Origin of the sequence: Saccharopolyspora hordei (assembly GCF_013410345.1) — a bacterium.
In the GTDB taxonomy this organism is placed as follows: Bacteria; Actinomycetota; Actinomycetes; order Mycobacteriales; family Pseudonocardiaceae; genus Saccharopolyspora; species Saccharopolyspora hordei.
Genome location: NZ_JACCFJ010000001.1, coordinates 3,542,689 through 3,554,196 on the forward strand (window position 1 = coordinate 3,542,689; position 11,508 = coordinate 3,554,196).

At 72.7% G+C, this 11,508-nt stretch carries 12 protein-coding genes; 5 read left to right on the forward strand and 7 right to left on the reverse strand.

Features of this window, described 5'->3' with window-relative positions; translation table 11 throughout:
• Positions 1-50 precede the first annotated feature (50 nt).
• Positions 51-623: a TetR/AcrR family transcriptional regulator gene (locus HNR68_RS16205; RefSeq protein ID WP_179721962.1), complete on the reverse strand. Its 573-nt coding sequence runs from the start codon at positions 621-623 to the stop codon at positions 51-53.
• Positions 624-837: 214 nt separating this feature from the next.
• Between HNR68_RS16205 and HNR68_RS16210 the strand changes: the two genes are divergently transcribed.
• Genes HNR68_RS16210 through HNR68_RS16220 form a run of 3 tightly spaced genes read left to right on the forward strand, consistent with a single transcriptional unit; the run spans position 838 to position 4,401 of the window.
• A complete protein-coding gene (locus tag HNR68_RS16210; protein ID WP_179721965.1) occupies positions 838-1,293 on the forward strand; it encodes a 2Fe-2S iron-sulfur cluster-binding protein in 456 nt (151 codons plus the stop codon).
• The gene (locus tag HNR68_RS16215; RefSeq protein ID WP_179721968.1) at positions 1,280-2,242 is read left to right on the forward strand and encodes an FAD binding domain-containing protein; all 963 of its coding nucleotides are present in this window, start codon (positions 1,280-1,282) and stop codon (positions 2,240-2,242) included. Before HNR68_RS16210 ends, HNR68_RS16215 begins: the two co-directional genes overlap by 14 nt.
• Positions 2,239-4,401, forward strand: a complete 2,163-nt coding sequence (locus tag HNR68_RS16220) for a molybdopterin cofactor-binding domain-containing protein (RefSeq protein ID WP_179721970.1) — start codon at positions 2,239-2,241, stop codon at positions 4,399-4,401. The genes HNR68_RS16215 and HNR68_RS16220 overlap by 4 nt, the downstream gene beginning before the upstream one ends.
• A gap of 41 nt (positions 4,402-4,442) precedes the next feature.
• On the opposite strand, the gene HNR68_RS16225 is transcribed toward HNR68_RS16220, so the two are convergent.
• From HNR68_RS16225 to HNR68_RS16235, 3 genes are all read right to left on the reverse strand, one after another.
• Entirely contained in the window at positions 4,443-4,967 is a 525-nt protein-coding gene (locus tag HNR68_RS16225) for a DUF6194 family protein (protein WP_218888323.1), read from the reverse strand.
• Between the two features lie 56 nt (positions 4,968-5,023).
• Entirely contained in the window at positions 5,024-5,170 is a 147-nt protein-coding gene (locus HNR68_RS16230) for a hypothetical protein (RefSeq protein ID WP_179721972.1), read from the reverse strand.
• A gap of 209 nt (positions 5,171-5,379) precedes the next feature.
• Positions 5,380-6,936 (reverse strand): N-acyl-D-amino-acid deacylase family protein, encoded by a 1,557-nt coding sequence (locus HNR68_RS16235; protein WP_343050181.1) that lies wholly within the window; start codon positions 6,934-6,936, stop codon positions 5,380-5,382.
• A gap of 81 nt (positions 6,937-7,017) precedes the next feature.
• Between HNR68_RS16235 and lplAB the strand changes: the two genes are divergently transcribed.
• A complete protein-coding gene (gene lplAB, locus HNR68_RS16240) occupies positions 7,018-8,067 on the forward strand; it encodes a lipoate-protein ligase LplAB (RefSeq protein WP_179721974.1) in 1,050 nt (349 codons plus the stop codon).
• A 66-nt stretch (positions 8,068-8,133) separates the two neighbouring features.
• Here the strand turns inward: lplAB and HNR68_RS16245 are convergent, their stop codons facing one another.
• The 3 genes from HNR68_RS16245 to HNR68_RS16255 form a co-directional block, all read right to left on the reverse strand.
• On the reverse strand, positions 8,134-8,358 hold the full coding sequence (locus tag HNR68_RS16245) for a DUF5703 family protein (RefSeq protein WP_179721976.1): 225 nt from the start codon (positions 8,356-8,358) through the stop codon (positions 8,134-8,136).
• Entirely contained in the window at positions 8,355-9,335 is a 981-nt protein-coding gene (locus tag HNR68_RS27220) for a YncE family protein (RefSeq protein WP_179721978.1), read from the reverse strand. The genes HNR68_RS16245 and HNR68_RS27220 overlap by 4 nt, the downstream gene beginning before the upstream one ends.
• Before the next feature lie 89 nt (positions 9,336-9,424).
• Positions 9,425-10,390: an aldo/keto reductase gene (locus HNR68_RS16255; RefSeq protein ID WP_179721980.1), complete on the reverse strand. Its 966-nt coding sequence runs from the start codon at positions 10,388-10,390 to the stop codon at positions 9,425-9,427.
• Positions 10,391-10,630: 240 nt separating this feature from the next.
• Between HNR68_RS16255 and HNR68_RS16260 the strand changes: the two genes are divergently transcribed.
• Positions 10,631-11,461: an undecaprenyl-diphosphate phosphatase gene (locus HNR68_RS16260; RefSeq protein WP_246330464.1), complete on the forward strand. Its 831-nt coding sequence runs from the start codon at positions 10,631-10,633 to the stop codon at positions 11,459-11,461.
• Positions 11,462-11,508: the final 47 nt, after the last annotated feature.

An 11,508-nucleotide genomic window follows, 5' to 3' on the forward strand; every position in this document is an offset into this window, starting at 1 on the left:
ACACCGACGGCGACCACACCACCGACCGCGAGGGCGAGGAGGGCGGAGCCTCAGCCGTCGGCGCGCATGCCGCGCCACAGCAGGTCGACGAGCTGCTCGGTGGGGCCGCGCCAGTCACCGTTCGAGTCGAGGAAGACCAGGCCCTTCAGGCCGCGCACGACGGTCTCCGGGTCGAGGTCGGCGCGGACGTTCCCGGCTTCGGCGTTGGCGGCCAGGAGGTCGGCGACCGCGCCGACCATGGCGTCGTGAGCCTTCATCAGCAGGTCGCTGTGCGCGGAGGTGGCGGCGCCGAGCGCCTTGGCCAGCCCGCGCTTGGTCATCATGTAGCGGACCAGGTGGTCGGTGATCCAGAGCCGGAACGCCTGCTCCGGCGGGTGCTGGTCGAGCAGTTCCGGCACGACGTCGACGAGGTGCTCCAGTTCGCGCCGGTAGACGGCGATGATGAGCTCTTCGGGGTTGGGGAAGTGCCGGTACACCGTGCCGACCCCGACGCAGGCCTGCTTGGCGATGGCGTTGAACGAGACCTCGCCCGTGCTGGCCAGTGCGTCGGCCGCGGCGGTGAGGATGCGCTCGTGGTTGCGCCGGGTGTCCGCGCGCCGAGGGCTGACCGAGCCCGTCGTCATCATCCCTCCCCGGTTCGCCACGCCTTCCCCCAGGAATGTAGTGCACGGGACACGGGGACCACGGTGGTGGCGGGGGCCGCGTTTGCGAAGCGGATAGTTATCCGCTAACGTCTTCGGTGTGACCCGGACCGCATCGGGTCCGGAGTCCTCCCCGTTCTACCCATCCCACGTCAACCCCACTCCGCCGCGGGCCATTCCGCGGGAAAGGGATCCAGTGGACATCGAGATCGACATCAACGGCACGACCGAGCGGCTCAGCGTCGATCCCGGCGTGACGCTCCTGGACGCGCTCCGGGAGCGGCTCGGCCTGACCGGCCCGAAGAAGGGCTGCGACCGCGGGCAGTGCGGTGCCTGCACCGTGCACGTCGGCGGTCGGCCCGTGCTCTCGTGCCTGACCTTGGCTGCGACCGTGAAGCAGCCGGTGACGACCGTGGAGGGCCTGTCCTCCGAGGACGGGCAGCTGCACCCCGTCCAGCAGGCCTTCGTCGACCAGGACGCCCTGCAGTGCGGGTTCTGCACTTCCGGGCAGATCATGTCGGCCGTCGCGGCGGTCGAGCAGGACGTCGAGGACGTCCGCGAGTTCATGTCCGGCAACCTCTGCCGCTGCGCGGCCTACCCGAACATCGTCGCGGCAGTCGACCAAGCGAGGCGGATGCATGCGGCCCTTTGACCTGACGGCACCGGCGACGGTGGAGGAGGCCCTCGCCGAGCCGGGCACGCCCTTGGCCGGCGGGACCACGCTCGTCGACCTGATGAAGCTCAACGTCCTCACGCCGAGCCAGGTGGTGGACATCAACGCGCTGCCGCTGCGGGGCATCGACACCAGCGACGGGCTGCGGATCGGTGCGCTGGAGCGGATGAGCGACGTGGCCGCGCACCCCGGGGTGTACCCGGTGGTCTCGCGGGCGCTGCTGCAGAGCGCGTCGCAGCAGCTGCGGAACATGGCCAGCATCGGCGGGAACCTCATGCAGCGGACCCGCTGCACCTACTTCCGCGACGTCGCCACGCCGTGCAACCGCCGGGAGCCCGGCAGCGGCTGCCCGGCCATCACGGGGTCGAACCGGATGCACGCGGTGCTGGGCACCAGCGACGCGTGCGTGGCCACGCACCCCAGCGACCTGGCGGTCGCGCTGGTCGCGCTCGACGCGGAGGTGCGGCTGGTCAGCAGCGGCGGTAGCCGCGCGGTCCGGCTTGCCGACTTCTACCGGCTGCCGGGGGACACGCCGGAGGTGGAGACGGACCTGCGGCCCGGTGAGCTGATCAGCGAGGTCGTGGTGCCGCGGCTGGACTGGGCATCGCGCTCGACCTACGTCAAGGTCCGCGACCGGCAGTCCTACGAGTTCGCCCTGGCCTCGGCCGCGGTCGCGCTGGAGGTGCAGGACTCCCGCGTGGTCGACGCGCGGGTGGCGGTCGGCGGGGTGGCGACGGTGCCGTGGCGGCTGCCCGTCGTCGAGGACGCGCTGCGCGGCGCACCGGCGACGCGGGAGTCCTTCGAGAGGGCGGCGTCGCTGGCGGCCGAGGGGGCGCGTCCGTTGTCCCACAACGGCTTCAAGGTGCCGCTGCTGGAGCGGACGATCGTCCGCGCGCTGCTGGAACTGACCGGAGGGAGCGACCTGTGACCAGTCGGCTGGACGGCCCGCTGAAGGTCACCGGACGGGCCGAGTACGGGGCCGACCACGCCTTCCCGGGCCTGGTGCACGGGTACGTCGTGGTCAGCACCATCGCGCACGGTGAGATCGAGGCGGTGGACGTCACGGCGGCCAAGAGCGCACCCGGTGTGCTCGCGGTGTACACGCCGTTCGACCCCCTGGAGCTGAACACCCCGTCCCTGCCGGCGTTCGGTGAGACCTGGGTGCCGCTGCAGGACCGGGAGGTCACCCACTACGGCCAGCCGATCGGGTTCGTGGTCGCCGAGACCTTCGAGCAGGCGCGGGACGCGGCGATGCTGGTCGAGGTGGACTACCGCGAGCGGCCGGCGGCGACGTCGCTGGAGGAGGGCTTGGCGTCGGCCGAGGCCGCGCCGGGCACCGAGGACGTCGAGATCCTGGCCGAGGGTGTGGAGTCCATCGCAGACGCGCTGGCCGCCAGCAGCGTGGTGGTGGAGGCGACCTACCGCACCGCGCCGCAGCACCACGCCGCGATGGAGCCGCACTCCGCGGTCGCGGTGTGGGAGGGCGGTGCGCTGACCGTCTACAGCGGCAACCAGGGCTCCGACCTGCAGGCCACCGAGCTGGCCCAGGCGCTGGGCGTGGACGTTGCGTCGGTGCGGGCGGTGAACCCGTTCGTCGGTGGGGCCTTCGGCGGCAAGGGGCGCACGTCGGCGCCGGCGTTCCTGGCCGCGGCCGCGGCTCGCGCGCTGGGACGGCCGGTGAAGGCGGCGCTGACCCGCGAGCAGGTGTTCACCGCGACGGCGGGGCGCGCGGCGACGGTGCAGGAGATCGCCCTCGGGGCGGCGGAGGACGGCACGCTGGTCGCCGTGCGGCACGACTCCTGGTGCAGCACCGATGCGAACCGGTCCTTCGTGGAGCCGACCACGCGCGGGACGTCGCAGGAGTGGTACGCCACGCCGAACCTGAAGGCCACGCAGCGGATCGTGCCGCTGAACCTCCCGCCGACGACGTTCATGCGGGCGCCGGGGGAGGCGCCGGGCTCCTTCGCGCTGGAGAGTGCGATGGACGAGCTGGCGGTGGCGCTGGGCATGGATCCGATCGAGCTGCGGGTGCGCAACAGCTCGATCGCGCCACCTGGCAAGGACCTGCAGTGGTCCAGCAAGCACCTCGACGAGTGCTTCCAGGTCGGTGCGCAGCGGTTCGGCTGGGCGCAGCGGTCGCCGCGCGGCCGGGTGGACGGGGACTGGCTGGTGGGCATGGGCGTGGCCACGGCGATGTTCCCCGCGCTGCGGTTCCCGGCCACCGTCGAGGTCACGCTGCGCGAGGACGACACCGCGGTGGTGTCGACCAGCGGCGCGGACCCGGGCACCGGTCTGCTCACCGTGCTGGCGCTGGTGGGTGCGGAGTCGCTGGCCGTCCCGGTGGAGCGGGTCACGCCGCGGCTGGGCGATTCGGCGTTCCCGCCGGGCGGGATGTCCGGTGGGTCGACGGCCACCGCGAGCGCGGGCTCGGCGCTCATGGTCGCCGCGTCCGAGGTGATCGATGCGCTGCTGGCCCTGGCCTCGTCGCCGGGCGCGCCGTTCGAGGGTGCGGAGGTGTCCTACGAGGACGGGCGGGTGCTGGCCGAGGACGGGCGTTCGATGTCCTTCGGCGAGGTGCTGCGGGCGGCGGGCCGGGAGTCGCTGTCGGCGACCGGGTCGTCGGGTCCGGGCGAGGAGCTGACCAAGCACTCCTTCAGCTCGTTCGGCGCGCAGTTCTGCGAGGTGCGGGTGCACCGCTGGACGCGTGAGGTGCGGGTGTCGCGGATGCTCGGGGTGTTCGACTGCGGTCGGATCATCAACGAGAAGGCGGCGCGCAGCCAGGCGATGGGCGGGATGGTCTGGGGTCTGTCGGCGGCGCTGCACGAGGTCCTGGAGGTCGACGACAGCGGGCGGTGGGCCAACGGCGACTTCGCCGGCTACCTGGTCCCGGTCAACGCCGACGTCGGTGAGATCGACGCCGAGTTCGTCCGGTACCCGGACACGCTGCACAACGCGGTCGGGGCGAAGGGGCTGGGTGAGATCGGCGTGGTCGGCGTGGCGGCTGCGGTGGCCAACGCGGTCTACAACGCCACTGGGATCCGGGTCCGCCACATCCCGATCACGATCGAGGACCTGCTGGTGGAGTGATGGTCGGGGCCCACCGCCGGTGGTCGGCGGTGGGCCCCGTGTCACGGCTCGGACCGGTCGGCCGGGCGGTGGCGCCGGGCCGCGCGGGCGTGGGCCGCGGTGAGCAGCTGCAGGGCCTGCTCAGCGGTGCGCGGGCCCGGGTTGAGGATCGAGATCCACCCCTGGGGCGCGTAGACGGGGTGGGGCAGGACCTCGTCCACGGCGCTGTAGTCGTGCTCGTCGTGGTGGGCCGGGTGCTCGGCGGGGGTGTGGCCGAGGAGGCGCTGGAACTCGGCCCGGCCGACGTTGACGTTGAGGCGGTAGATGCCCGGACGGTCCAGCTTGGACTCGGTGTCGAAGCCGGGGTAGTCCTTGGTGACGATCGTGGCGAACGGGAGGTCCCGGTCGGCCGGGTCGCGGCCTTCCGGGGCGTGGTGGAAGAAGGTGTCGCCCCAGGCGATCTCCGGGGCGCCGCTGGCGGCGTCGGCGGTGATGGCCACGACGCCGGGCAGGGCCTGGGTGTGCTCGATGATCGCGGTCTCGGTCAGTTCCTGGCCGGTCCGCTCGGTGTTCTCGCCGGTGTCCACGGCGCCGACTCTAGCGTGGGCGCGGGTGGCGAGGTCCTCGCCGTTGGGCGGCGGGGTCAGTCGTAGCCGCGGACCAGGTGGCTCTCGTCGAACTCGTCGGGGTCGGGCTCGGTGCGGTCCTGGGTGGGGATGAGCAGTTCGTCGTGGTCCGGGTCGACGGGGTCCCAGCGCTGCTGGGCGGGGAGGGGGTCGGAGATCGTCATGTCCGGCTCCTTTCGACGCGGAAACGATTGTCTGATGGTGCTTCTCGCTGGTGGAGATCGCATCGCGACCCGCTGGGGAGCTGATCGGAATCGCCCGTCCGAGCAGGCGGATCATCCACAGTGGTCTCGATCGTTTCAGTGGCAGCCAAAAGCACTGCTCGACCGAGGAATTCCACACCCGAGCACCCACGAGATCGCCTGGAGGGCGGTCAGCTCCGCGGCGTGAGGCGGGTTCCGCTGCGGGAGCCCACGTACCGGCCGTCGTCGACGACGGTGCGGCCGCCCAGGCAGACCCAGGTGATCCCCTCGGGCTGCTGCATCGGGTCCTGGTAGTCGCCGCGGTCGCGGACGGTCGCCGGGTCGAAGGCGACGAGGTCGGCGACCTTGCCCGGGGCGATCAGACCGCGGTCGGGGACGTCGAAGACCTGGGCGGGCAGCCCGGTCATCCGGTGCACGGCCTCCGGCAGGGTGAGCACGCCGCGGTCGCGGGTCCAGCGGCCGAGGACGCGGGGGAAGGTCCCGGTCAGCCGCGGGTGCGGGGTCCCGCCGGTGCCGGGCGGCAGGCCGTCGGAGCCGATCGTGGTGTGCGGGTCGGCCAGGGCGAGCGCGAGGTCGTCCTCGTGCATGCTGAAGTGGATCATCGTGGCGCGCAGCCGTTCGCTGACCAGGACGTCGATGAGCGCGTCGACGGGGTCGCTGCCGGTGTCGTCGGCGATCTCGGCGAGGGTGCGGCCCTCGTGGCGGTGGCTGGCGGTGCCGGCGAGGAGGATGCGGTCCCAGCGCGTGGTGTCGGCGATCGCGGCGGCGATCTCGTCGCGGACGGCCGGGTCGGTCAGCCGGGTGAGGACCTCGTCGGTGCTGCCGGTGAGGTGGTGCGCGGGCAGCACCGCGGTGAGCGTGGTGGACGAGGCGGTGTAGGGGTAGACGTCCTGGTGGACCTGCTGGCCGCGCTGGCGGGCGCGGTCGAGCTCGTCGAGCGCGGCGCGCAGGCTGCCCCAGTTGCGGGTGCCGGTGACCTTGAGGTGCGAGACGTGGGTCTGCCCGGCCACCGCGCCGATGCGCAGGGCTTCGCCGATCGAGTCCAGCAGCCGGTCGCCCTCGTCGCGCACGTGCGTGACGTAGCGGCCGTGGCCGCCGAGGACGGTGGCCAGGTCGATCAGCTCGTCGGTGGTGGCGAAGGTGGCGGGTGGGTAGATCAGGCCACTGGACAGGCCGAAGGCACCGGCGGTCATGCCTTCTTCCAGCGCGGCGCGCATGGCGCGGCGGGCGTCGTCGTCGGGGGCCGCGTCGGTCATGCCCGTGGCGGCGATGCGCAGGGTGCCGTGGCCGACCAGTGGGCAGTGGTTGGTGACGTAGCCGGCGGCGTCGGTGGCGGCGAACAGCTCGTGGAACCCGGTCCAGGTGATCTCCAGGGAGGGGAAGAGCCGCTGCAGGTGACCGGCGAGGGTGTCGTGGTGCTGGTGGCTGCGCGGGGCGAGGCTGAAGCCGCAGTTGCCGACGACCTCGGTGGTGACGCCCTGGTGGATCTTGGTGGTGTCGTCGTACGGGAGCAGCGGTGCGTTGTCGGCGTGGGAGTGGACGTCGATGAACCCGGGGGCCAGCACGAGGCCGGTCAGGTCTCGGCGCGGCAGGTCGGCGGGGAAGGTGCCGGGTGGTTCGACGGCGGCGATGCGGTCGTCGCGGACCAGGACGTCGGCGGGGCGCAGCGGGGAGCCGGTGCCGTCGGCGAGCCGGGCTCCGGTGAGCAGCAGTTCGGTGCGGGTCACGGTGGTGGCCTCCGGGGTGCGGGAGTGGACGGGGCTTGTGCGATGTTGTCGGTGTCGGACGTCGATCCTCAGGGGTGTGCGGTGCACGGTGAGTACAAGGTCCCGGGCGGGAAGCTGGTCGTGGTCGACCTGGACGTGGTGGACGGCCGGTTGTCCGGGGTGCGGGTCAGCGGTGACTTCTTCCTGGAGCCGGACGAGGCGCTGGAGGCGATCAACGGCGCGCTGACGGGTGCGCCGGTGGACGCCGCGGCGGAGGACCTGGTCGCCCGGGTCCACCGGGGACTGCCGGAGGGCGCGCGGCTGGTGGGGTTCGACGCGGACGCGGTCGCGGTGGCGGTGCGGCGGGCGGTGGCCCGGGCGTCGGACTGGACCGACCACGAGTGGGCGCTGGTGCACGACGGGCCGCAGACGCCGTTGATGCACATGGCCCTGGACCAGGTGCTGGCCGAGGAAGTCGGGGCGGGACGCCGCTCGCCCACGCTGCGGTTCTGGGAGTGGGCCGCGCCGTCGGTGATCATCGGCAGCTTCCAGTCGGTGCGCAACGAGGTGGACCTGGAGGCTGCGCGGCGGCACGGCATCGAGGTGGTGCGGCGGATCACCGGTGGCGGGGCGATGTTCGTGGAGCCGGGCAACACGGTGACCTACTCGCTGTACGCGCCGGCGTCGCTGGTGGCGGGGATGAGCTTCGCCGAGTCCTACGCGTTCTTGGACGACTGGGTGCTGGGTGTGCTGCGCGATCTGGGGTTGAACGTGTGGTACCAGCCGTTGAACGACATCGCTTCGGACGCGGGCAAGATCGGGGGCGCGGCGCAGAAGCGGTTGGGCTCGGGTGCGGTGCTGCACCACGTGACCATGTCCTACAGCATCGACGCGGACAAGATGAGCGAGGTGCTGCGGGTCGGCAAGGAGAAGCTGTCGGACAAGGGCGTGGCGAGCGCGAAGAAGCGGGTCGATCCGCTGCGCCGGCAGACGGGGTTGGCGCGCGAGGTGGTGATCGAGCGGTTGATCGCGGGCTTCCGGGACCGGTTCGGTCTGGTGGACGGGCCGGTGACCGACGCCGAGCGGGCGCGGGCGCAGGAGTTGATCGAGTCGAAGTTCGCCACGCGCGAGTGGTTGATGCGGGTGCCGTGAGGGCACCGGCAGGAGGGGGTGCCGCGCGGGCGGGGCGGTCCCGCCCGGCGCACCGTCGTGGCTGTCTCAGGTGAGCAGCTCGGGGACCCCGGGGGTGTTGCGCTTGCGGCGGAGCCAGACCTTGCGGGTGCCGTCGGAGTAGAGCAGGACGCGGGAGAGCTCCCAGCCGGAGAACTCGGCGTGGATGCTGAGTTGCACCGCTGCGCTCAGGCGGGTGACGCCTGGGGGGAGGCGCAGCGGCCGGTACTCCCAATCGGTGTCGGTGCTGGTTCCTTCCGAGGTTGTGGTCATGGTGTCACCACCTGGTATCCGGAGCCGTTGGCGGAGGCGATGTAGAGCGTTCCGGTCTGGGGGTCGACTGCGATGCTGTTGGGTTGGCTGATGGTGGGCAGCCGGTGGCGTTCGCGTGGTTCGCCGCCGGCGACGTCGTAACCGACGACCTCGTTGGTCGCGGTCAGTGTGACCCAGGCTATGTCGCGAGTGGGGTCGTAGGCGAGGCCGTAGGGGCTGCCGGGCACGGGGTAGCGCTGCTTCATCACCAGGGGGTCGGTGCTGAAGGCGAGCAGTTCCTGGCCGCGGGTGTCGATGGCGAGGATGCGTCCGTAGCGGTCGGTGACGGCGTTGGTGGCGCCGCTGCCGGCGCGCAGACCTGCGCCTTTGCTGCCGTTGGCGGGGTCGACGGGGGTGACGGAGGTGGTGAGGCGGTCGAGGACGTAGACGTCGTGGGGGGTGGGCAGCAGCTGGGCGGGGTCCTGGAAGCCGTCGGCGGTGGCGGTGCGGGTGCCGTCGCGCAGGACGGTGACGGTGGCGGGGGTGCGCAGGGCGACGGCGGTGCGCTCGGCGTCGAGGTCGACGGCGTGCAGCGGCCCGCCCGGCACGGGTGTGGTGCGGACCTCGGCGGTGGCCAGGTCGACGCGGGCGATCTGGTCGCTGTCGGGCAGGGCGGCGAGGAGCGTGCCGGGGTCGTGGTGCAGCCCGGCGGGGGCGCTGGGCAGGGTGGCGGTCCGCTGGGCGCCGGTGGTGGTGTCGGTGAGGGTGAGCGTGGGGCCGCTGGCCAGCACGAGGGTGTGGGTGGTCGGGTCGTAGACGGTGTGCTGGACCGGCGGTGCGGGGTGGACGGTGCCTGCGGGCGCGGTGGCCGCCGGGGGTGAGGCGGCGGGCGTGGCGGCGACGAGGGTGTCGGTGACTTGGAGGGGGTCGCTGGCTTGGTCGGTCGCGCAGCCGGTGAGCAGGGTGGCGATCAGGCACGGGATGACCAGACGGCGCAACGAGGCCCTCCTTGGGTGGTGCTGGCCCGCGGGTGGCGGGTGGTTCGCCTTCCAGCATCCCTGATCGGTGTGCGCGGGGTGCGGTGTGGTCAGGGTTGGGGCGGGGTGTCGGTGGGTGCGCTGATGTCGTCGAGGGCGGCGCGGATGGCGGGTGGGAGGGTGAGGTCTTCGGCGGCGAGGGCGGTCTTGAGCTGGCTGGTGGTGCGGGCGCCGAGGACGGGTGCGGTGACGCCGGGCCGGTCGCGGACCCAGGCGAGCGCGACGTGGGCGGGTGAGGTGCCGAGTCCTTCGGCGGCGGTGAGCACGGCGTGCACGATGCGGGCGGCGCGTTCGGTGCGGTGGTGCTCGACGTAGCTGGCCAGGGGGCCGGCGCCGCGGGAGTCGGCGGGGGTGGCGTTGCGGTACTTGCCGGTGAGCACGCCGCGGCCCAGTGGTGCCCAGGCGAGCAGGCCGATGCCGTGGTGCTGGGCGGCGGGGATGACTTCGCGTTCGGGGCCGCGTTCGAGCAGGGAGTACTCGTGCTGGGTGGAGACCAGCGGGGTGCGGGTGGGGTGGGCGCGCTGGTGGGTGGCGGCGGTGGCCAGTTGCCAGCCCGCGTAGTTGGCGGTGCCGGCGTAGCGGACGCGGCCGGTGGTGGTGGCGGTGTCCAGTGCGGCGAGGGTCTCGTCGAGGGGGACGGCGGGGTCCCAGGCGTGGACCTGCCAGAGGTCGATGTGGTCGGTGCCGAGGCGGCGCAGGGACTCGTCGAGGGCGGCGAGCAGGGAGCCGCGGGAGGCGCCGCCGCCGAAGGGGCCGGGCTTGCGGCGGGCGGCGGCGGTGGTGGCCAGGACGATCTCGTCGCGGGGGACGTGGTGGGTGAGCAGGTCACCGAGGATCTGCTCGGCCTGGCCGTCCTGGTAGACGTCGGCGGTGTCGACGAGGGTGCCGCCGGCGTCGTGGAAGAGCGACAGTTGTTCGGCGGCCTGGTCGGCGTCGGTGTCGAGTCCCCAGGTCATGGTGCCGAGGGCGAGGCGGGAGACGCGGAGGCCGCTGCGGCCGAGTTGTCGGTGTTCCACGGTGGGGAGGGTATTCGCTGCCGGGGTGCGGGTCGGTGAGGCTGGGGCGGCGGGTCTGGCCGGTGTGCCGGATCACAGGGGGTTGTGCGGGCGGTGCGGGTGGAGTGCGGTTGACCTGGGGCGGGGTGCCGGTCGGGTGGTGTCGGGGTGGCTGCCAAGATGCGGGGCGACTCCTCGGCCTCCCCCTGGTCGACGGGGGTGTGCCGGTGTCGTCGCCGACTGTGGCTGGAGTGGGTTGCGTTGACGTGGTTGCAGGCCGTGGTGTTGGCCGTGGTCCAGGGGCTGACCGAGTTCCTGCCGATCTCCTCGTCCGGTCACCTGCGGATCGTGTCGGAGCTGTTCTTCGGTGACGACGCGGGTGCGTCGTTCACGGCGGTGACGCAGATCGGCACCGAGCTGGCGGTGGTCGTCTACTTCGCCCGGGACATCGCGCGGCTGGTGGCGGTGTGGTTCCGCGGGCTGGTCGACGCCGAGGTGCGGCGGTCGCAGGACTACCGGCTGGCCTGGTACGTGATCGTGGGCAGCGTCCCGATCGGGGTGCTGGGGTTGCTGTTCCAGGACCAGATCCGCTCGACGCTGCGGAGCTTGTGGGTCACCGGCGCGATGCTGGTCGTCTTCGGCGTGCTGCTGGGGTTGGCCGAGCGGTTCGGGCGGCAGGTGCGCGACCAGCAGCGGTTGACGCTGCGCGATGGTGCGCTGATGGGCCTGGCGCAGTCGCTGGCGCTCGTCCCGGGGGTGTCGCGCTCCGGGGGGACGATCACGGCGGGCCTGGCGCTGGGCCTGGACCGGCCGACGGCGGTGCGGTTCTCGTTCCTGCTGGCGATCCCGGCGGTGTTCGCGGCGGGGTTGTCGGAGGTCCCGCACGTGTTCGAGCCGTCCCCGTACGGTCTGCAGCCGTCGGTGGCGCAGATGGTGGTGGCCACGGTGGTGGCCGGTGCGGTGGGCTACGCGGTGATCGCGTGGCTGCTGCGGTTCGTGCAGCGGCACAGCGTGTACCTGTTCGTGTGGTACCGGATCGCGCTGGGGCTGCTGGTGTTCGCGCTGCTGGGCACCGGTGTCATGCAGCCGTGAGGCGGAGTCGTCGGTCCGCGCGGGTGGGCGGAGGCCGCGTCGCGGTG